The sequence below is a fragment of the Planctomycetota bacterium genome (assembly GCA_035384565.1).
Lineage (GTDB): Bacteria > Planctomycetota > PUPC01 > DSUN01 > DSUN01 > DAOOIT01.
Genome location: DAOOIT010000057.1, coordinates 18,245 through 38,186, shown reverse-complemented (window position 1 = coordinate 38,186; position 19,942 = coordinate 18,245). Strand labels below are relative to the sequence as shown.

The window sequence follows — 19,942 nt, the reverse complement described above, 5'->3', positions numbered from 1 at the left end:
GCCGCCGACGGCGACGGTGAGTCCGTTGGCAGGGGATAAGGTGGCTTGGTCAACTGAGTCGCCCCTGCGGACTGTGACGACGGTGCCGGCGAGTTCGACGGTCGTGACGCCCGGCTTGCGGCCGCTGAGGACGGGCTCGATGACGGCGGCGAACATGGCCGAAGCGCCCTGCTGCGTGACGGCGATCATGGGGACGCGGTCGAGAACTGAGGCGCACGGGCCATCCCCAACGAGGACCTCGGCGCCAGGAGCAGCGGCCATTGTGAGATGGGTGGTGACGGTCTTGCCGGGGAACTGAGCGCGGATGGAGCCGTCGGTGGCGCCGGCGCGGATGTTCTGGACGTATTCCATGCCGAGGAACCCGTCGGGGGCTTTACCTGGCTCCTTGGCGGCATCGCACTCGATGGCCGTGGCGCGGTTATGGTACACCCAGTCGAAGCGGCGCGGCTTGTCGGAGGCAAGTTGGTCGAGGATGAGCAGGTAAGTTGGTGTGAGAACGAGGAGGCGCTTGTGGGTGACGCCTGGATAGGCGGTGTCGCAACTGGCCGCGACGGCGGCGTATTCGTCGTTGGCGGTGAAGAGCTCGAGCTTGCCCTCGGCGGGCCGCTGCGGCTGCTTGTCCACGAGGACGGCGTTGTGGCTGAGGGTGGGCTTGTACCAGTTGCGATGAATGGGCAGGCGATAGGCCTGGGAGGCGGCGCGGCCGGGGTCCACGCCCAGTTCCTCCCTGTGGCCGAAGAGGACGAAGGAGAGCTTGTCGAGGTGGCCGTGGTAACCGCCATAGGGTCCGAAGGTGAGGGCGGCGGCGAGGCCGGCTTCGCCCTTGGTTCTCAGGATGGCGTGCCCCGCACTGGGGAAGACCTTGCTGGTGAGGAGAGGCGGCTCGGCCTTTGTGCTCGGGTCGCGGGCGAGCATCACGGATTGCCAGGTGGGGGACTGCGCGAGGAGGGGCAGGAGATCAGGGTCCTTGGTGGCCGCGTACGCGTACTCCATGAGCCAGCCGGCGCCGCGGGCCGAGGCGTGCACGTCGTCGCCCCAGCGGGGCAGTGAGCCGTCGGGCATCGTGTAGTGGACGGGCAGGGTGTACATCTTGCGAAGCGTGGGGTGGCTCCACAGGTCAATGCCCAGGCGGCGGGCGTACTCGGCGATGAGGTCATGGCGTGGAGGGTGTAGAAGTGATAGCCCCAACTGTTCTCATACCACATCCCCTCGTCGGAGACGGAGACCTTCATCTGCTCGACGAAGCCGTTGTGGGGCTGGGCGATGGCCTTCTCGACCCAGGCGAGATCGCCAAGGACGGCGCCGCCGGCGATCATGCCGGCGTTGTGCCAGGTCTGCCAGTTGCCCTTGCCCGCCTTGTGCTTGTCCATGTTCTTGAGCATGGGGATGAGAAGGCCGTCGCGGATGGCCGCACGGTCGGCGTCGGACAGGGCATCCCAGATGAGGTCACAGGCGGGCGCGATGTCGGAGGCCAGGCTGGCGGCCTCGTTGAGGGTCTGCTCGAAGAGGCGGCCGCCCGAGATGATGGTCCAGGGGCTTGGGCTGCGGCTGGCCGAGTGATAGGGGTATTGGAGATAGCGCTCGGCGTAGCCGAGGAGCACCTTCGCGGCGAAGTCGGCGTAGCGCTTCTCGCCGGTGAGGGCATAGGCCCACGCGGCGTTGGAGGCATTGCGGATGTTGGCGTAATGCTGGTGCTCGTAGACCACATCGTCGTACGGCTCGCCCGAGTAGACCGTCTTGCAGCGGGGGCACTCGTGGTGGGTGTCGTCGAGCGTCTTCAGCGCGAGCTGACACTTGTCGCACTGGTACCACTGGTTGTGCTGTCCGCCGCGCGGCGGGAAGGCGATGGGGTTGGCGAGTGCGGCGTCGGCCTGCCGCACAACGCCGGCCACGGCGTCGTGAGCCGGCCCGGCGGCCTTGAGCGCGGCCCGCAGGCGGCTCAGCTCCTCGGGCGTGGCCGCGATGACGGGGTGCTTGAGGGTCTTCGGCAGCGCGATGGGCGGGACCCTCCAATCCTCCGCGGAGGCCGCCACTATCATGATGCCCAGGATTGCGACCGGATTCATGGCCGTCGCCTCCTTGCGTTGCGGGGCGCGCCCCCATATTATAACGGGCATGGGGACGGGCACAAGCAGGATTAGCCCCCCGAAGGTATTGAAGCCTTCGGGAGGGACGGGAGCAAGCGCCCTCCCGAACGTTCCAATGCGTTCGGGAGGGTAACGTCGCAACCTCATGTGAGGAAGCACAAGATGGCCCGATGGTTGGCGGTGTTGATCTGCCTTTCAGGAGCACTTGGCATGGTCACGGCAGGAGAAGCGAAGATGGATAGCAAGCATGAGGTGCTGCGGCTGAACCTGCGCACCCGCGTCGAAGAGCCGGCCGGCAGCGGGCAATGGAAAGAGGTCGTCGCACCCAAGGACCTCGCCCCCGCCGAAACGGCGCTGCTGCTGTGCGACGTGTGGGACAAGCATTGGTGCCAGGGGGCGAACGAGCGCCTGGCCAAGCTGCTGCCGCGCATGGCCGAGGTCGTGAAGTTCCTCCGCTCGAAGGGCGTGCTGATCATCCACGCGCCCAGCGACACGATGAAGTTCTACGAGGGCACGCCGCAGCGCCAGCGCGCCCAGGCGGCGCCGCCCGTGAAGCTGCCCGAGCCGAAGAAGCTGCCCGACCCGCCGCTGCCCATTGACGCCAGTGACCAGGGCTGCACCGAGGACCCGCCCTGCCGCGTCTACGGCGCCTGGAAGAGCGAGCACCCCGCCATCGAGATCGCCGAGCCCGACGCCGTGACCGACAAGGGCGGCGAGGTCTACAGCCTCCTTCAGCAGCGCGGCATCAAGACCCTCCTGATCTTCGGCGTCCACACCAACATGTGCGTGCTGCACCGTTCGTTCGCCATCAAGCAGATGACCCGCTGGGGCGTGCCGTGCGTCCTCGTGCGTGATCTCACCGACACGATGTACAACCCCAAGCGCCCGCCCCACGTGCCGCACGACAAGGGCACCGAGCTGGTCGTCGAGTTCATCGAGAAGCACTGGTGCCCGACGGTGCTCAGCGATGACCTGCTGAGAGTGCATCCACAGACCGAGCCCATCAAGCGATGAGGGCGAGCGCGGTCAGAGGATGAACCCCGCGGCGAAGTCCAGGTAGCCCGTCGAGCCGGGCCTCCCATCTGAGTGGCGTCTGGCCGAGTGCAACACCACGCTCAAGGCGTCCCGCCACACCTTGTCCCCGATGTCGGCCCTCTCCGCGCGCATTTCCGCGAGGCGCTTGACCAGCCGCTGCGCCCGCGGGTCAGAGGGAGACAGGCCCTTGATCGCGGCGTGCAGGGCCTCGATCGCGACATGATCGTCCACGCCGTAGTCAGCGCGGTGGGCCGCGACGAGGACGAACTCGATGTTTTGGAGCACGTCTTCGTGCTCCTGCATCATGCGCTTCATGGGGTCGCCAGGCTGAGCCGCCTTGACCCCACGCCACAGGCGACTGACGCGCGGCTTCCTCCGTTTGGGCATGCAGTTCACTCCAAGAGCCGCCGAGCGTTCTCCCACAGCAGCGCGGCCTCGCGCTCGGGGCCGAGGCCGAGGCTCAGGACGCGCTCGACCGCGGCCTTCTGGCCCGACCAGGGTGAGTCGGTGCCGAACAGGAGGTACTCCTTCGGATGGCTGAGGAGGATCTCGCGGGCCTCCGCGTCGGCCATGAACTCCATCGAGTACGAGATTTCCATGTAGATGGGCCGGCCGACGAGGTGCTTGCGGCTCTCGGCCCAGTCCATCCAGCCGCCCATGTGCGAGGTGACAAGGCGGAGGCGCGGAAAGCGGTCGAGCAGGCGCAGCACACGCACGGCGTCGCACTTGCGGATGCGGGGGAAGGCGGTGTCGAAACCCGTGTGGCTCAGGTGGAGGAGGCCGCTGTCCTGGAGCCGCTCGTAGATCGGCAGCAGGCGCGGGTCATCCATCTCGAAGCCCTGGTAGTAGGGGTGGAGCTTGATGCCCTTCAGCCCCGCTTCGCGGACGGCGTCTATGCGGGCCAGGGCCTCGGGGTCGAAGGGGTGGAACGAGGGGAACGGGACGATGCGGTCGGAGGCAATGGCCTTGCACCACTTGAGGATCGAGGGGAACTGCTCGGGCTTGGTGGCGATGCAGGCGACGACGGAGGCGGCGATGCCCGCCTCGTCCATCGAACGCAGGAGCGCGCCGATCGTGCCGTTGAGCACGGCCTTGGCGTTGCCCGGCTGGGCCTCGAGCGTGGCAATGGCCCGTTCGGCCAGCCCGTCGGGGAAGGCGTGGGTGTGGAAGTCGATGATCCCGGTCATCGGCTGCGTGTGCGCATCGGTGAGTCCCATGAGTCCGAATGAGTCCTATTGAAAAGACGCCTCCCTCAGTACAGCACGAGGTTCTTCCGCCAGTCGGCCTCCTTGTCGTGACCGTAGCGTTCGACGCGCGGGCGGCGCTCGCGCAGGCGCAGCGAGTCGAGGCCGAGCCAGTAGCCGGTCGAGACGTCGCGCTTGCCGACGCAGACCAGCCGCAGCTTGTGCGGGCCGGCGTCGAGCCACAGATCGAGCAGCGGGAACTCGCGCACCTGGATGTCGGAACTGTAGAGGTCGAGCCGCTCCCCGATCCTCACGCCGTCGAGGTAGGCCTCGTAGATGCCGAAGTCGTACGAGGTGGTGAGCTTGAGGACGAGTCGCCTCGGCTCGCGGCGCTTGGCCTCGAAGGGAATCTCGACCCAGGCGTCTTTCGCCGACGGCGGCTGGTAGAGGAGCTGCGCGTAGTCGGTCCACCAACCGCCCTTCTGAACAATCGCCCCGCCTGCCCCGTGGTACTTCGCATCGGTGAAGCTGCGGCCGTGGACCACGATGTCAATCTCGGGCAGGCGTCGCTCGGCGCAGGGCGGCACCTTGGCGAACCGCCTGGGCTCGCCCAGTTGATACCAGAAGGCCACGCTCGAGTAGTCGTCCTGCCGCTCGTTCCAGCTCGTGCTCTCGCGCTTCGGGTTCTCGTCCACCGAGATCCAGCCCATCCGCTCGATGGCGACGCGGATTTTCTTCTGGAACACGATGGGGTCGGCAATGTGCCAGCGGTAGGCGCAGGTTCTGCCGCCCAGCACGTGGCCTCCGTCGGTGTAGGGCACGCCGAAATAGGGGAAGCTGCACGTCCGCAGCCCCCAGGCGCACAGGAAGTAGTCCTCGGTGCCCGTGCCCCACACGGTCGGCTCCGCGTCGTCGTCAATGGCGATTTTCTCGTCGCCCTCGCCGAACCAGCCTGGGCTGCGCGAGCGCACGCCGAGCACGGTGCCCACGTAGTGGCCGCGGCCCTCGGTCTCGAGGATGAGGTAGTCGCCGCCGCCCTCCTTCAGCGGATAGTCCTGGCGGTACTGGGCGTGGAAGTAGGGGGTGTCCGGCGGCAGGCTCTCCTTCTGAACCCAGTCCACATTGTGGTAGAGGAGTGCGATGGCCTTGTCGCCGTCGTTCTCGACCTCGATGCGGGCCGACTTTGCGAAGGGCATGGGCCAGAAGCAGTTGTAGGATGCGCCGCCCTCGATGGCCACGGGCAGGCTGTTCACCGCCATCCGCTGGCCGAACGGCGCGGCGAAGAAGTCGCCTACGGGCGCTTCGACGGCGGGCTCCTTGCGGCCGTCCCAGAAGACGCGAAGCACCATTTCGCGGTGGTTGGCCGCGCCGTCGGGTGCCCAGGGGTGTGGCTCGGGGCCGAGGAAGGTCATCCAGAGGTGCGTCACGATGCCCGGCCCTTTCAGGTCGGCCAGGACGTGTGTCCGGCCCGGCGGCACAGTGACGTTATCGGCATTGCTGTTCGGGTCGGGGCGTCCATCCGGCAGCTTGGCGGTGGACGACACCCGCCGGCTGCGCCCGTCGCGCAACCGCAGCAGGTCGTCGAGCGACGAAGCTCCCATGGCTGGTGCTCCTAACATAGCGGCGAGCAGGACCGTCAGCATCGCCTGTCTTGCGTCCATGCGGAGGGCTCCAGGGTATCCCGGTGCGTGCGACAACGCCTCGCATGATAGCCCGCCACTGCGGCGTCTGCAAGCCGGGCCACCACATCCGACCGAACGGCGCCATTGGAAAGCCGCCGCGGGACGCTCTATAATGTGCGCTCGATTGGCCCGGAACAAAGGAGCAGACCATGTTGCTGCGCAGGCGCTTCGTATGGATGCTGGCCCTGAACTCGTTCGCGGCGGCGTGCGCGGCCGCGGCGGCCGGCGACGCGCCGAAGGCCGTCGGCATCGTGAGCCACGTGAAGGTGCTCTCGGACAAAGTGGAGGACGTCTCGAGCCTCGACGCCTGGAGGAAGTCGTTCCTACGCGACACTCTGAGCGACCGCGACAAGGCCCTGGCCGCCTGGGAATCGGTCGTGCGCTTCCAGCACCAGGACGCGCCGCCCGTCGAGTACCTCCAGATGGAGGACATGGTGCTGGACGCGATCAAGATGTTCAACGTCTACGGCTACTCGATGTGCGGCAACGCGGCGTCGCACGTGCAATCGCTCGCCCGCGCGGCGGGCCTCGAGGCTCGAGGCTGGACGATCCAGGGCCACGTCGTGCCCGAGGTCCTGTGGGACGGCAAGTGGCACCTGCTCGATGCCTCGCTCATCAACTACTTCCCCAAGCCCGACGGCGACCTGGCGAGCGTTGAAGAAATCGCCGCCGCCATCAAGGAATGGTACGACAAGAACCCCGGCTTCAAGGGCAACGACGCGAAGCTGCGCCAGTTCCACGCCGAAAACGGCTGGACCGGCTGGAAGCGCGGCCCTGCGCTCCTGGCCGCCTGTCCCTTCTACACCGCCGACGGCTGGCTTCCCGCGCGCACCCACGGCTGGTACGCCACGATGCAGGAGTACGACGGTTCGACCCTCTTCGCCTACGAGAACGGCTATTCGGTGGGCTACCAGGTGAACGTGCAGCTTCGCCCCGGCGAGCGCCTCACGCGCAACTGGGGCCACAAAGGCCTCCACATCAACATGGACGGCGCGGGCGGCGCCCCCGGCTGCCTGACGATGAAGCCGGGCGAGCGGTTCATGATCTACACCCCGCGCTACGGCGACCTGGCCAACGGCCGCGTGGGCAACGGCACGCTCGAGTACGAGCCGCCCCTGGCCGACGGCTCGCTCGCCGCCGCCGCCCTCGCGTGCGAGAATCTGGACTTTCGGGGCGAACGAAAGGACGGCCCGGCGCTCTTTGCGAAGGACGCCGCGCAGCCGGCCACGCTCGTCCTGCGCATGCCATCATCCTACGTCTACCTCGGCGGCGAACTGACGCTCAAGGCCGCCGTCGGCACGGGCGGCGAGATCGCCCTCGCCTTCTCCGACAACAACGGCCTCGACTGGCGCGAGCTCGGCAGGTTCACAGCCTCAGGCGACCAGAAGCTCGACCTCAAGCCCCACGTCTACCGACGCTACGACTACCGCCTCAAGTTCACCCTGAAGGGCGCGAGCACAGGGCTCGACGCCCTGAAGATCACCCACGACATCCAGCACTCGCAGCGGCCCCTTCCCGCGCTCGACCGCGGCGAGAACACCATCACCTTCTCCGCCGAACCGTCCGAAGGCACCATCACGGTCGAAGGCTCCACCGACCCGAAGAACAAAGGCAAACAGGTCCTCTACACCGACTTCCATCCCGAGCGCAAGAACATCAAGGACGACCTGCTCGTCCTCTCCGCCGCGACGGGCGAGGTCACGTTCCCCATCGAGACCCCAGGCGAGATGACCCGGCTGCGTGTGGGCATCTACTACCGCGCCCGCGACCCCAAGGACGCCTGGGACATCGCGGCGTCATTCGATGGCGGCAAGACGTGGCAGCCCATCGGCCATTGCGAGGGGCCGACCCGTAACCATGGCAAGTACTTCGTCCTCGACAAGGTTCCCGCGGGCACGAGGTCGGCTCTCGTCCGGTTCACAGGCACCCAGCGCACGGTGGCGATGATCTACCAAACGCGCATTGACGCCGACTACCGCGAACCGCACGGCGGCTTCCGGCCCGTGAAGGTCACTTACACCTGGGAAGAGGGCGCTGCCGAGAAGCGCCACGTGCACGTCGCGCAGAAGCCGGCCGAAACCTACACGATCTTCTGCGCCTCGAAGCCGACGATGCGGAGTCTGATCGTCGAACTTGCCCAGTGAAGAGAACTGTGGCTCGCGGCTGCGTCGAAGCCGGCGCAGCAACGCGGGAGGGATGAATGGAGGAATGGATGATTGGATGGTCCTCTGGCATCCATCCATGCATTCATCCACCCATCCAGTCATCCCCCTTGGTCGGGCTTAGAACTGCCTTGAGGAGAAATCATGGGCATCAGCATTGGTCTCGTGGGCGTCGGCTCGTTCGGTTCGGGCTTCGTGCGGCTGTTCCGCAACCACCCGCTCGTCGAGCGCTTCGCCCTGTGCGACGTGAACCCCGAGCGGCTGCGCGCCGCGGCCGAACGCCACCAGGTGGCCGAAACCTATCGCAGCCTCGACGCCATCCTGCACAGCGACCTCCAGGCCATCGCCCTCTTCACCCAGCACTGGCTCCACGCCCCCCAGGCCATCCAGGCCCTCGAGGCGGGCAAGCACGTCTACTCGGCCGTGCCCGTCATCTCGCTCGAAGACGGCGACGCCATGCTGGACTGGTGCGACCGGCTGGTCGCCGCCGCGCGCCGCACGGGGCTGCACTACATGCTCGGCGAGACATCCTACTATCATCCCGAAGCGATGTACTGCCGCCGCCGCGCCGCCGAGGGGGCCTTCGGCCGCTTCGTCTATGGCGAGGGCGAGTACCTGCACGACATTGACTCGCCCGGGTGCAGCCTGCGCGAGGTGGCGCGCAACCGTTGGGGCAAGGACTGGGACATGTGCAAGAGCGGCGGGGTGCCCATGCACTATCCCAGCCACTCGATCGGCGGGCCGCTCTCGGTGATGCGCACGCGCATGACCAAGGTGGCCGCCTTCGGCTACGTGCACCCCAACGACGACTGGTTCCGCCCCGACACCGAGGGCGGCAACGTGATCAGCAACGAGATGGCCCTGTTCCAGTGCGCCAACGGCGCTGCCGTGCGCATCTGCGAGCACCGCCGCATCGGCCATCCGGGCCGCGAGGGCTTCCAGCTCTGGGGCACCGACGGGTGCTTCGTCGAGGGCCACGTGGGCGGCGGCCACTGGATGACGAAGCAGGGCGCCACGCCGCTCTCCGTCGAGCAGATGCGCGACCCGCTGCCGCCCGACGTCTTCGCCGCCTGGCGACGCGGCGTGGATTCCGATGCGGCGGTCTATGGCGGCCATCGCGGCTCCCACGCCTATCTCGTCCACGAGTTCGTGGACGCCATCGCCCACGGCCGCCGGCCCGCGATCCACGCCTGGGAGGCGGTGCGTTACTTCGCCCCGGGCATTCTGGCGCACAAGTCGGCACTCCGCGACGGCGAATTGCTCGATATCCCCGACTGGGGCGAAGCCCCGTGAGTAACGGAACCACCCCGAAAGGACACCCGTGAAGTTCGTGCCAATGGCCGATCTGCTGTCGGACGCGCGGGCGCGCGGCTACGCTGTGCCCTCGTTCTGCGTGTGGAATGCCGAGACCGCGAGCGCCGTGCTGCGTGCGGCCGAGCAGTGCCGTGCGCCGGTGATCCTGATGACCGGGCCGGGCGAGGGGCTGCTATCGTACGCCGCGCTGGCCGACACGGCTCGCGCTCTGGCCGCCCGCTTCGACGTGCCCGCCGCCCTGCACCTTGACCACGGCAACTCGATGGAGGCCGTCGAGGGTTGCCTCGCGGCCGGCTTCACCTCGGTGATGCTCGACTACTCGACCAGGCCCTTCGACGAGAATGCGGCGGCCCTCCGCCGCGTCGTCGAGCTGGCGCGGCCGCGCGGCGTCACCGTCGAGGGCGAGATCGGCGCCGTGGGGCGTGTGGACGAGGTGACGGGCGAAGGCACAGGCCACACGGCCCTCACGGACCCGGCCGAGGCGAAGGCCTACGTCGAGGCGACGGGGGTGGATTGCCTGGCCGTGTCGTTCGGCAACCTGCATGGCAACTACACGCGGCCGCCGAAGTTCGACTTCGAGCGGCTGGCGAAGCTGCGCGACGCGGCGGGCGTGCCGCTCGTGCTCCACGGCGGCAGCGGCACCCCGCCCGACCAACTGGCGCGCGCCATCGCGCTCGGCGTGGCCAAGGTCAATGTGGCCAGCGAACTGAACCGCGCCCTGCGCGAGACGATGCACCGGCGCTGGAACGCCGGCGAGCGGCTCTGGGTGCCCTCGGCCCTCGTCGAGGGCATGGCCGCCTTCGCCGCCATTGTGGAGAAGTGGATCTCCCTCACCGGCGCCGCGGGCAAGGCGTGAGCCTCGGAGGCGGGACAGCTCGGCCCCACGATCACACGGACAGACACGGACGGACACGGACCATTCGGACGGGCAGCGCCCTTGCCCCGGGCCGTCCGTGTCTGTCCGGGTGAGTCCCTGTGGCCCGCCCGCCTACTTCAGGATGCGGAAGAGGTTGCTGTAGTCGTCGGTCCACAGAATGGCCGGGCGCTTCTCGGCGCCTTCGCCGTTGGCCGCGTCGTCCCGAGTGGTGTGCTCCAGCACGTCGGGATGAAGCAGGAAGCTCCTGTTCGAGGTCACGAGCATCCAGGTGCAGTAATAGATGTCGCGGTAATAGTCGCTCGAGCCTCGGATGAGCACGCACGGCATCCCCAGCCGTTCGGCCTGCGCCCGCACCACCGGCTCGAGGTCCACGAAGCGGTTGGTGACGTTCACGGCGATGATGCCGTCCTTCTTGATGTGGCGGCGGTAGATGTCGAACGCCTCGCGGGTGAGCAGGTGCACGGGCACGGCGTCGCTCGAGAAGGCGTCCATCGCCAGGAGGTCGAACTGCTGGCTGGGCTGGCGTTCGAGCGAGAGGCGGCCGTCGCCCAGCACGCACGCGCAATCGGCCTCGCTGTCGGTGAGGTAGGTGAAGGTCGGGTCCGCGCAGTCCACGCCCTTACGGCCCGAGAGCTCGATGACGCGCGGGTTGATCTCGTAGAAGCGATAGAAGTCGCCCTTCCTGCCATAGGCGGCGATGGTGCCGGTGCCGAGACCGAGCACTCCCACGCGCATGCCCTTCTCGGGGTCGCAGGCGCCGTGGAGGAGAGCGAGGCCGATGCCGCTGTTCTCGCCGAAGTAGGTGATGGGCCGGCGGCGGCCCTCCTCCGAGGTGAGCTGCGCGCCGTGGTTGATGCGCCCGTGGCTCAGGATGAGCTGCTCACGATTGGGGTCGCCCTCGTGGTACTTGCCCACTTTGAGGACGCCGTAGAAGTTACGCGACATCGAGATGGCGCTGCCCATCGCATCGGAAGCCAGTCCCCCCAGGTCGAGACCCAGAACGGCCAGCGCTGCCACGAAAGCCGGCAGGCACAGGGTCCATAGCCACGCCCGTTGCCAGACGGCCAGCACAAGGGCGCCGCCCACGAGCCAGAGGCCCAGGACATGCGGCGCGCGCAGCCAGGCCCCCTGGCTCTCGGGGCGCGCTGGCGAGCTGCTGATGGGTGCGAGATGCAGCGCGGCCGCCAGAACGAGGAACCATGCGGCCGCTCCCAGCCACCCCCAGCGCGCGGGACCGCCTCGCCCCACGAACACGCAGGCTCCCGTGAGGAGCGTGCCCGCGAGCGCCCAGAGGCTGAGAAGCTCGGGCGCGGCCAGCGGCTTGTTGCCGCCGAGCGTGAGCCACTCGAAGGGGGCGAAGACCAGCACGGCGGCGGCGAGGAGGAAGTAGACCGCCACCCCCAGCGCGGCGGCCCACGGCACCGGCCAGCGGCGATGCGGCTTCTTGTCCATCCAGAAGGCGGCCATCGCCAGCGCGCACGTGGCCCATAGGCCAATGTGGAGCTCGAGGTACGTGTCGAACACCCTGGGCGCGAGCAGCGACACGAAGACGCCGCCCAGCGCCCCGCCCGCCGACACGAGGAGGTAGAAGCCCGTCAGGTGCCGCGGGCTGGGCTTCAGCCGCACCAGTTCGCCGTGGCACACCATGCAACAGGCGAAAAGGCCCATCGAGTAGCCGAGGATCTGGGTCCACACCACGGCCGGGTCGCCGAGGCCCTCGGCCCAGGCGCCCAGCCCCACGAAGGCCAGCATCTGGCGGATCGTCATGTCGGCGTCCACGCCCTTGTGCATCAGCCACAGGATCGTCCACACGCCGCCGGCCATCAGGACCCAGAAGACGGGGCGGAAGTACCATCGCTCGTTGTCGAAGCAGATGACGAAGGTGAGCAGGTAGAGGCTCAGCGGCAGCACCCAGAAGAAGGGCACCACAGCCACGTCGAGGCACATCTGATTGGTCACGGCCAGGAACATGGTTGAGCCGCAGGCGGGCAGGACGAGCCACAGCAGGCGGCGGAGGAGGGTCGGCCTGTCGTCGTCTGCCGCATCGGACGCGGGGCGGGCCTCGTCGGCCGCGGGCTCCACGCGGCGCATCTGCATCGCGCAATAGGCGGCCAGCAGCGCCGCGACGCCAAAGGCCACCGACCAGGCCATCCCCATGCTGTGGAGCGTGAACCGCGGCTCGAAGACGAAGGGGAACGTCAGGAGCGCCAGCAGCGAGCCCACGTTTGAGAGGGCGTAGAGGCGGTACGGCGAGCGCCCCGGGTGCGTGCGGCTGAACCAGGCCTGCATCAGCGGGCTGGTCGAGGCCAGGACGAAGTAGGGCATGCCCACGCAGGCGCTCAGCAGCAGCAGGATCTGCCAGGTGGGCGCCCCGTCGTTCGTCGGCTTCCAGCGCTCGCCCGGCAGGATTGGCAGCAGCAGGGCGGCGATGGCCAGCACGACCAGGTGCACGGTTACCTGGCGTCGGATGGGGACCTTCGTCGCCACGATGTGTGCGTACGCGTAGCCGCCCAGCAGCAGCACCTGGAAGAACAGCATCGCCGTGGTCCACACGGCGGGCGTTCCGCCGAACCACGGCAGGATCACTTTGCTGATGAGGGGCTGCACCTGGAAGAGCAGGAACGCGCTGAGGAAGATCGTCAGGGCATACCGCAGCACGGAGAAACTCCTGGGAAGGGCGGATCGGAATGGCGTAAGAGTCTAGTCCGCCGCCCGGCCCGCGTCAAGTGGCGCGGGTGTGGGCCGGAGTTGTAGGTGGCTGCGGGAGCTCCGAAGGAGCGAAATGGGATAGCCCAGGGCAACGCCCTGGGAACAAGACCGCCCCGTGGCAGCCCTGAAAGGGCGGAATAGAGAGCTTCTATCTCGCCCCTTCAGGGCTGGACCCGTGAATCCCACTGAACCCAGGGCGTTGCCCTGGGCTATCCCATGCGAGCCCTTCAGGCTCCAGAGAAAACCAGCCTGCCTACAATTCCGGCCCACACCCAAGTGGCGCGGGTCGCGCACGCCGGAACACCCCCGATGCCCCGCCATCGAGGGGGGGCACGGCGGCGCCCTTCTTGTCGCCGCGCCCGTCGCTATGGTAGGATGAGGGTGGGGACTGGCTTGACGCCGTTGAGGCGGCTACCATGGTGAAGAAGCTGGCGTGCCGGGCGCTGAGGATCGCGGGGGGCGTGCTGCTGGTCCTGCTGGGCATCATCGGGTGCTTCCTGCCCATCATCCAGGGGTTGTTGCTCATCGCGCTGGGTCTGTGGGTGTTGAGCCACGACATCCCCGCCGCCGCGCGCCTGCGCCAGTGGGCCGGCGAGCGCGTGCGCCTCGAGCGCGCCAAGCTGGCCGAGCGGCGCGCGAAGCGTCTGGCTGCCCGCGAGGCCCGCCAAACCCAGCGGCGTGTGAAGTGAGCGGCGGCCCGCTCAGCCCTTGCCGCAGCCGTTCCAGCAATAGGTGCAGAGCTTCTCCTTCGGCAGGCCGATGCAGGCCACCATGTCGTCGAGCGTCTGGTACTTGAGCGACGTGACGGTGAGGTCCTTCGCAATCCAGTCCACCATCTGGCGATGCTTGTCGGAGGCGGGGTCGAGGTATTCGGACACGTCCTCGATGGCCCGGCCTTCGATGGCGTGGATGGCCTTGCGGGCGGCCAACTCGTCTATGCTGCGCGTGGAGATGTTGTAGCGGCAGGGGAACATGAGCGGCGGACAGGCGATGCGGACGTGGACCGCTCGCGCCCCGCTCTCCCAGAGCTTCTTGACGGTGAAGTTCTTGAACTGCGTGCCGCGGACGATCGAGTCGTCGCAGATCACGATGCGGTGGCCGCGGATGACGTCGGCGATCGGCACGAGCTTCATCTTGGCCACCAGGTCGCGGATCTCCTGGGAGGGGGGCGTGTAGCTGCGGCCGTAGCCGGGCGTGTACTTCACGAGCGGGCGGCGATAGGGGATGTTCCTGCCCATCGCATAGCCGATGGCGTGCGCGATGCCCGAATCGGGCACGCCCGACACGAAGTCGGCCTCCACGTCGTCGCCTCTGGCCAGCGACATGCCGCTGTTCTCGCGCACGCGCTCGACACTGATCCCCTCGTAGTGCGAGGCCGGGAAGCCCGTGTAGATCCACAGGAACGAGCAGATCTGGTCGCTCTCGCACCCCTGCTCGCGCTGCTCCATGCCGTCGGCGGTGATGCGCACGATCTCGCCGGGCAGCAGGAACTTCTTCACCTCGAGGCCCAGGTTGGGGAAGGCGGTGGACTCGGTGGCGACGGCCCACGCATTGCCGTCGGAGCCGACCACGAGGGGGCTGTGGCCCAGCTTGTCGCGCGCCGCGTACACGCCATCGGGGGTCAGGACCAGCACCGAGACGGCGCCCTCGATCCTCGCGTACATCTTCTGGATGCCGTCCACGATGTCGTCGCCCAGGCTGATGAGGCGGGCGACCAGTTCGGCGGAGTTCACCTTGCCGCGGACAGGGTCGCCGAACGACACGCCGATCGCGTGGAGTTCCTTCACCAGGGCGTCGCGGTTCACGATGTTCCCATCTATGCACACCGCGAACTCGCCGAAGCGCGAGAGGAGCATCATCGGCTGCGGGTCGTTGGCGCTGATGACGCCGATGCCGAGGCGCCCGGGCAGGCTCTGGCGTTCGTCGTAGAAGCGGCTCTTGAACTGCGCCTGGCTGATCGTGTGGATTCGCCGCGTGATGCTGGCGCCGTTCGCCACGGCCAGGCCGCCGAACTCGGTGCCCAGGTGCGACTGGTAGTCGGTGCCGTAGAACAGGTAGTCCCAGCAGTCCTCCTTCGCCACCACGCCGAAGAGTCCGCTCATCGTGCCGTGCTCCGGTGCGGGTTCTGTGTGGGACAGGCAATGCCTGCCGATGTGTGGCGATTCTACCCCGGCAAGCTCTGCCATGCAACCTGGGTCGCCAGTGCGGGTCGTCGGCTCGGGCCCAGCAGGGGAGGGGGAGGGTTACTCCAGCGTCGCGCGCACAAGCTCGCCTCGCGCCTGGGCGGGAGCGTTCTCGTAGGCGCCCAGGAACTCGCTGTTGCAGTCGAGCCACAGGGCGATGCGGTGGAAGTCCTCGGGGCTGAGCGCGACGCCGTGGTGAGCCTCGGTGAGGTACTTCATCAGGGGCGCCGCCTTGGCGCCGAACTGGCCAGGGGTCGTGCGGCTGCCGCCGCGCGCGCCGCGATGGATCGAGCCGTTGCTGACGTCGAAGTAGAAGCCGTACTTCGCGGCCAGGTTCTTGTAGGAACGGGTGAACGGCCCGTCGAGGGCGCCCGTGAGGTCGAGGGCCTTCTTCTCGGTGTGGCAGGGCACGCAGTTGCGGTCGAGCGCGGGCTGCACCAGGCGCGGGTAGCTGAAGGGATTCGATCCCTCGATGTCGGGTGCGATGGGGGAGGGCGCGCGGCGGAGGGCCAGCGGGACGCGGGACGGGGACGTCCCGCCCACAGGGTTGGTCCTGTGCTTGCGTTCGTGGCAGCCCTGGCAGGTGAGACGCTCTCCGGGGTGCACGTAGGTGGCGGACCGCATGGACTGGATGGCCAGCCCCCGTTCGTCGAGGGCCTGGAAGTAGATGGGCTTGCCCACGGGGGCATCGAAGAAGGCGCTGCCGTCGGGCTCGACGGGCACGGTGCCGAGCACGGCGCGGGCATTGGTCTGGTCGGCGCAGCCCACCCGCGGCACGTTGGGCGGCGGGGTGGACTTGGGGAGCAACTGGATGATGCGCAGGGCGGCCACCCTGGCGCCGGGGGGCCAGGCGAAGTCGCTGTCGTAGACGTTCAGCACCGCAATTGTGGCCTGGGGATTCCCGCCCTTCGACTTTCGCGTTTCGACTCCTCCCGCCGTGGCGTCGGGAATCACGGGCGGGGTGGGCCGGGGGCGCAGCGGAATGGGGTCGGAGCATGAGATAGCGGGGTCGCGGTAGAGCAGTTCGCGGTTGCCGAAGCGGTCGAGCCAGTAGATGCCGCGGTTCCTCGCGTCGGCGTCGTAGACGGCCAGGTAGTCGTCCTCGCTCAAGGGCCAGGGGGTGCCGTATTGCATGAACCTGGCGATGGGGCGGCCCTCGGCCTCGGGGAAGGGGCAGTCGGGCGTGAGACGCTCGAGCTGGCTCATTGCCCCGTCGTCGGGCCGGCGTGGGTCAATGAGCACGAGCGAGCCGTAGGCGTGGCCGTGGTGGGCGGCGGCGACGGCGACGAACTTGGCCGAGTTGGGCACCGCGCGGATGTTCATCTCCATCCAAGGACGCCCCTCGCGGCGGACGGGGTAGTTGCCGTGGAAGGAGCGGGGGTCGCGGCCGTCGGGATACGACAGCCAGATATGATGGGCGATGTTCGTGTCGCGGTCCACATAGTCCCAGCGGGTGTAGACGAGCATCCCGTCGTTGGTGACGCTGGGGTGCCACTCGTGGGTTTCGTGGTAGGAGAGGGGCTGGACGTCCGAGCCGTCGGGCTCCATGCCGAAGAGTGTGTAGACGGGGCAATGGCGGCCGCACCGCAGGTAGCCGCCGCGGCGGGTGGTGACGAAGGCGATGCGGCCGTTGGGCAGCCAGCAGGGGTCGAAGTCGTCGGGGTGGCCATCCGTGAGCTGGACCAGCCCGGTACCGTCGGCGTTGCAGCGGAAGAGGTGGTAGCTGATCTCGGGCCCCCAGAGGTAGGTCTCCTTGCCGCGCGATTTGGCGAAGGCCGTGGCCTGGGAGTGGGCGAAGAGGAGGGTGCGGCCGTCGAACGAGAGGTCGGGCGACAGGAAGGCGCCGCCGGCGAGCGTGCCGCCAGCCAGACGCCCCTTCTCGACCCGGGCATTCTCGAGCAGGTTCAGCAGCCTCGGGCTCTTGCCGAACGGGTCGTGCAGCACGAAGAGGCCGCCGCCCGGGCGCGCGTTGCAGCCGTAGAACTGATCGCACATGTGAAACACGCCCGCCGCGTCGTGCCGCGTGATGAAGAGCAGCTTGTCGAAGTCGAGGAGCGGGTTGGCGAAGGCGATGGCGCGCTTGACGCGGCGGACGCTGAGGTACAACTCCCGCGCCGCAGGCTGGAGAACGTCGTCTCCTTTCGACTCCACGGCGGCGAGTTGTTGCTCGAGGTTCGCCAGCTCGCCCAACGCCTTCTTGATGGTGGCACAGGCATCTTGCCTGCGGCCCGCAGGCGGGGCGCCTGTGCCGTCGCGAGCTATTGCGAGCACGCGGTTGGCGAGGGCTCTCGCCCGCTCGGTCTCGGCGCGGATCTGCGCGGGCGTGAGTGCGGCGGGCGCCGCGGGGCGCTCCGCGCGCGCTGCCTGGGCCAGCCAGTCGGCCTCCACCTGCGCGCGCGTCTGTGCCCCGACGTCCAGCGCACCGCCGGGCGCGAGCGCGGCGACTGCGCTGAGGGCGATCACGGTGGGAATGGCAAGCGCCCGCATGGTCCTGGCCTCCGGACTTCTGGGCGATCATGCCGGACGAGGGGCTGGATTGCAACTGAGGCTCTCTTCATCCGTTCGACAAGCGGGACGCTTGCCGCTACAGGAATCTGCAACGGAAACTGTCTACAGGAATTGCCTACATCCTGGGGTCCGCGCCCTGGTCGCCCTGGCCACAGAGGCATGTGAGCCCTGCCTGCTCTCTGCCTATATCACGCCGTGAGAGCGAGTGGGGGGCCGATGGGCAGGCACGGCCACGAAGGGCCGTGGATCGGCCAGGCGCCATACTTGCTCACCCCAGGGGGGAGAAAAGTGAGCAAGTATGGGCGGAAAGGCCGTAGAGCCGTCCGGATCGCCAAAGCGCCATACTTGCTCAACCGAGAGGGGGAGGAAAATGAGCAAGTATGGGCAGGAAGGCCGTAAAGCCGTCCGGATCGCCAAAGCGCCATACTTGCTCAGCTCTCGGGAGCGGCAGAGGTGAGCTGGTATGGCGGGGCCGCGGGTGCCGTGCGGTCGCCTGCTTTCCTGTCTCGCACCCTCGCAGCTTCGCCTTGACCCGGCCTCCGCGCCGCCCGTATAATTGCGCGAGGCATGAATGGTGCGACCCTGAGAAGCCCGGAGGCCCCCTGATGAAGACCCCCCGGCGCACGCTGTGCGTCGCAGTTCTGCTGTTGCTGACCGGCTTGGCGAGCCGGGGCCTGTGCGCCGACGCCGCGGCGCGGGCCGCGGCCCGCGAGCGCCTTCGCGCCGCGATGGCTGCCGCCCTCGAGGCCTACGACCGCGATGACCTGGAGACGGCCCGCGATCAGGCCACCGCCGCCGTCCAGGTGATCAAGGGCCAGACCCTGTCGCGGTTCTGGGCCGCCCTCTCGTCGTTCGACTTCGGCGAGGCGGGCCGCGTGGTGAATTGGGTGCTCGTGACGTGGATCGCCGTGGGCCTCGTCGGGCAGGCCCTCTTCACGGCGCGGTTCATCGTGCAGTGGCTCGCCTCCGAGAAGCGCGGCGAAAGCGTCGTGCCCACGTCGTTCTGGTACTTCAGCATCGGCGGGTCGCTGCTCGTGCTCAGCTATGCGCTGTGGCGGCTCGACCCCGTGTTCATCCTGGCCTATGGCTTCAACTCCATCGTCTACGTGCGGAACCTGATGCTGATCCATCGCAAGCGCCAGGCCGCCATGGGCGGTTAGGAGACCACGCAATGAGCAAGCCGCGTCTCTCCATCGTCGTGCCGATCAAGGATGAAGAGGACAACGTGGTCCCCCTCGTGGAGGCCTGCCGCGCCGGCCTGGGCGAGCTGTATCCGCAGTGCGAGCTGATCCTGGTGGACGACGGCTCGACCGATGCCTCGCTGGCCCGCATCCAGGAGGTGGCGAGGCAGGACCCCGTGGTGCGCTGGATCTCGTTCGAGCGGAATTGCAGCCAGAGCGCGGCCCTGGATGCCGGCTTCAAGGCGGCCCGCGCCGACTTCATGGCGATGATTGACGGCGACCTCCAGAACGACCCCGGCGATCTGCCGAAGATGCTGGAGATGGCCGAGAGCGGCGAGTGCGACTGCGTGTGCGGCATCCGCCAGAAGCGGCAGGATTCGTGGGTGCGCAGGATTTCGTCGAAGATTGGCAACGGCGCGCGCAACTGGCTCACCCACGAGAAGATCAAGGACGTGGGCTGCTCAATTCGCGTGATGCGGCGCGAGCAGCTTGTGCGGGTGAAGATGTTCCGCGGCATGCACCGCTTCCTGCCCACGCTCCTGCGGCTCGAGGGGGCCCGCATCAAGGAAATCCCCGTCCGCCACCACCCGCGCACCCGCGGCAGGGCCAAGTACGGCGTCTGGAACCGCCTGTGGGCCGGCCTGCGCGACATCTTCGCCGTGCGCTGGATGCAATCGCGGCACGTGGGATACAAGATCAAGTCGCAGAGCGACTGAGATCTCGAATCCGCGTTCTGCGATGGGAGCCGTTCTTGGCCGGGAGCGAAGAGGGAGCGGTCAGCCATGCGGCGGCGCAACCCGGATCTCTACGAGCGAGCCGATGCAGCCATCGCCGCAGGCAAGCTCTGGCGCGCAAGGGAGATCCTCCAGGGGAATATCGCTCTCCACGGCTACGACCAGCACCTCTTCGAGCGCTACGGGCAGGTGCTCCTCCAACTCGGCGACGCGATGGAGGCGGGCAAGTACCTGTTCCTGTCCGGTGATCGGAAGCATTCCTTGGCATCGGCATCGTCTTCGATTG

16 protein-coding genes are annotated in these 19,942 nt (G+C 68.0%); 7 read left to right on the top strand and 9 right to left on the bottom strand.

Features of this window, described 5'->3' with window-relative positions; all coding sequences use genetic code 11:
- A partial coding sequence (locus PLE19_18355; protein ID HPD16914.1) for a heparinase II/III family protein occupies positions 1 to 915 on the bottom strand: 915 nt, incomplete at its 3' end.
- Entirely contained in the window at positions 915 to 2,066 is a 1,152-nt protein-coding gene (locus tag PLE19_18350; GenBank protein ID HPD16913.1) for an alginate lyase family protein, read from the bottom strand. The genes PLE19_18350 and PLE19_18355, both read right to left, overlap by 1 nt.
- Positions 2,067 to 2,321: 255 nt before the next feature.
- Here PLE19_18350 and PLE19_18345 point away from each other — a divergent pair, with 255 nt between their 5' ends.
- Positions 2,322 to 3,101, top strand: coding sequence for an isochorismatase family protein (locus PLE19_18345; protein ID HPD16912.1), 780 nt, complete (start codon positions 2,322 to 2,324; stop codon positions 3,099 to 3,101).
- A 12-nt stretch (positions 3,102 to 3,113) separates the two neighbouring features.
- Here the strand turns inward: PLE19_18345 and PLE19_18340 are convergent, their stop codons facing one another.
- From PLE19_18340 to PLE19_18330, 3 genes are read right to left on the bottom strand one after another with little or no spacing between them, the layout of a single operon-like run.
- Positions 3,114 to 3,509: a hypothetical protein gene (locus tag PLE19_18340; GenBank protein ID HPD16911.1), complete on the bottom strand. Its 396-nt coding sequence runs from the start codon at positions 3,507 to 3,509 to the stop codon at positions 3,114 to 3,116.
- A 5-nt stretch (positions 3,510 to 3,514) separates the two neighbouring features.
- The gene (locus tag PLE19_18335) at positions 3,515 to 4,339 is read right to left on the bottom strand and encodes an amidohydrolase family protein (protein ID HPD16910.1); all 825 of its coding nucleotides are present in this window, start codon (positions 4,337 to 4,339) and stop codon (positions 3,515 to 3,517) included.
- 35 nt (positions 4,340 to 4,374) lie between these two features.
- On the bottom strand, positions 4,375 to 5,907 hold the full coding sequence (locus PLE19_18330) for a DUF2961 domain-containing protein (protein HPD16909.1): 1,533 nt from the start codon (positions 5,905 to 5,907) through the stop codon (positions 4,375 to 4,377).
- Between the two features lie 230 nt (positions 5,908 to 6,137).
- Between PLE19_18330 and PLE19_18325 the strand changes: the two genes are divergently transcribed.
- The 3 genes from PLE19_18325 to PLE19_18315 all read left to right on the top strand — a co-directional run bounded on the left by PLE19_18325 (position 6,138) and on the right by PLE19_18315 (position 10,320).
- A complete protein-coding gene (locus tag PLE19_18325) occupies positions 6,138 to 8,132 on the top strand; it encodes a hypothetical protein (protein HPD16908.1) in 1,995 nt (664 codons plus the stop codon).
- 162 nt (positions 8,133 to 8,294) lie between these two features.
- Positions 8,295 to 9,443: a Gfo/Idh/MocA family oxidoreductase gene (locus PLE19_18320; GenBank protein ID HPD16907.1), complete on the top strand. Its 1,149-nt coding sequence runs from the start codon at positions 8,295 to 8,297 to the stop codon at positions 9,441 to 9,443.
- A 28-nt stretch (positions 9,444 to 9,471) separates the two neighbouring features.
- Positions 9,472 to 10,320, top strand: a complete 849-nt coding sequence (locus tag PLE19_18315; protein HPD16906.1) for a class II fructose-bisphosphate aldolase — start codon at positions 9,472 to 9,474, stop codon at positions 10,318 to 10,320.
- 132 nt (positions 10,321 to 10,452) lie between these two features.
- On the opposite strand, the gene PLE19_18310 is transcribed toward PLE19_18315, so the two are convergent.
- Complete coding sequence (locus PLE19_18310; protein HPD16905.1) at positions 10,453 to 12,999, bottom strand: fused MFS/spermidine synthase; 2,547 nt, start codon at positions 12,997 to 12,999, stop codon at positions 10,453 to 10,455.
- 467 nt (positions 13,000 to 13,466) lie between these two features.
- Here PLE19_18310 and PLE19_18305 point away from each other — a divergent pair, with 467 nt between their 5' ends.
- Positions 13,467 to 13,739, top strand: coding sequence for a PGPGW domain-containing protein (locus PLE19_18305; protein ID HPD16904.1), 273 nt, complete (start codon positions 13,467 to 13,469; stop codon positions 13,737 to 13,739).
- 12 nt (positions 13,740 to 13,751) lie between these two features.
- On the opposite strand, the gene PLE19_18300 is transcribed toward PLE19_18305, so the two are convergent.
- Together PLE19_18300 and PLE19_18295 are read right to left on the bottom strand one after the other, a co-directional pair.
- Positions 13,752 to 15,152 carry an amidophosphoribosyltransferase gene (locus PLE19_18300; GenBank protein ID HPD16903.1) on the bottom strand — a complete coding sequence of 467 codons (1,401 nt, stop codon included), beginning with the start codon at positions 15,150 to 15,152 and terminating at the stop codon, positions 13,752 to 13,754.
- Between the two features lie 141 nt (positions 15,153 to 15,293).
- Entirely contained in the window at positions 15,294 to 17,720 is a 2,427-nt protein-coding gene (locus tag PLE19_18295; GenBank protein ID HPD16902.1) for a hypothetical protein, read from the bottom strand.
- 899 nt (positions 17,721 to 18,619) lie between these two features.
- Here PLE19_18295 and PLE19_18290 point away from each other — a divergent pair.
- Together PLE19_18290 and PLE19_18285 are read left to right on the top strand one after the other, a co-directional pair.
- A complete protein-coding gene (locus PLE19_18290; protein HPD16901.1) occupies positions 18,620 to 18,901 on the top strand; it encodes a lipid-A-disaccharide synthase N-terminal domain-containing protein in 282 nt (93 codons plus the stop codon).
- An 11-nt stretch (positions 18,902 to 18,912) separates the two neighbouring features.
- A complete protein-coding gene (locus tag PLE19_18285) occupies positions 18,913 to 19,638 on the top strand; it encodes a glycosyltransferase family 2 protein (protein HPD16900.1) in 726 nt (241 codons plus the stop codon).
- 60 nt (positions 19,639 to 19,698) lie between these two features.
- On the opposite strand, the gene PLE19_18280 is transcribed toward PLE19_18285, so the two are convergent.
- Complete coding sequence (locus PLE19_18280; GenBank protein HPD16899.1) at positions 19,699 to 19,914, bottom strand: hypothetical protein; 216 nt, start codon at positions 19,912 to 19,914, stop codon at positions 19,699 to 19,701.
- Positions 19,915 to 19,942: the final 28 nt, after the last annotated feature.

What these genes read in the sequence shown, in the direction of transcription:
- PLE19_18325 (HPD16908.1), top strand. Translation starts at nt 6,138, where the DNA reads ATGTTGCTGCGCAGGCGCTTCGTATGGATGCTGGCCCTGAACTCGTTC.
- PLE19_18280 (HPD16899.1), bottom strand. Translation starts at nt 19,914, where the DNA reads ATGCTTCCGATCACCGGACAGGAACAGGTACTTGCCCGCCTCCATCGC.
- PLE19_18350 (HPD16913.1), bottom strand. Translation starts at nt 2,066, where the DNA reads ATGAATCCGGTCGCAATCCTGGGCATCATGATAGTGGCGGCCTCCGCG.
- PLE19_18300 (HPD16903.1), bottom strand. Translation starts at nt 15,152, where the DNA reads ATGAGCGGACTCTTCGGCGTGGTGGCGAAGGAGGACTGCTGGGACTAC.
- PLE19_18305 (HPD16904.1), top strand. Translation starts at nt 13,467, where the DNA reads ATGGTGAAGAAGCTGGCGTGCCGGGCGCTGAGGATCGCGGGGGGCGTG.
- PLE19_18285 (HPD16900.1), top strand. Translation starts at nt 18,913, where the DNA reads ATGAGCAAGCCGCGTCTCTCCATCGTCGTGCCGATCAAGGATGAAGAG.
- PLE19_18330 (HPD16909.1), bottom strand. Translation starts at nt 5,907, where the DNA reads ATGGGAGCTTCGTCGCTCGACGACCTGCTGCGGTTGCGCGACGGGCGC.
- PLE19_18340 (HPD16911.1), bottom strand. Translation starts at nt 3,509, where the DNA reads ATGCCCAAACGGAGGAAGCCGCGCGTCAGTCGCCTGTGGCGTGGGGTC.
- PLE19_18345 (HPD16912.1), top strand. Translation starts at nt 2,322, where the DNA reads ATGGATAGCAAGCATGAGGTGCTGCGGCTGAACCTGCGCACCCGCGTC.
- PLE19_18320 (HPD16907.1), top strand. Translation starts at nt 8,295, where the DNA reads ATGGGCATCAGCATTGGTCTCGTGGGCGTCGGCTCGTTCGGTTCGGGC.
- PLE19_18335 (HPD16910.1), bottom strand. Translation starts at nt 4,339, where the DNA reads ATGGGACTCACCGATGCGCACACGCAGCCGATGACCGGGATCATCGAC.
- PLE19_18295 (HPD16902.1), bottom strand. Translation starts at nt 17,720, where the DNA reads ATGCGGGCGCTTGCCATTCCCACCGTGATCGCCCTCAGCGCAGTCGCC.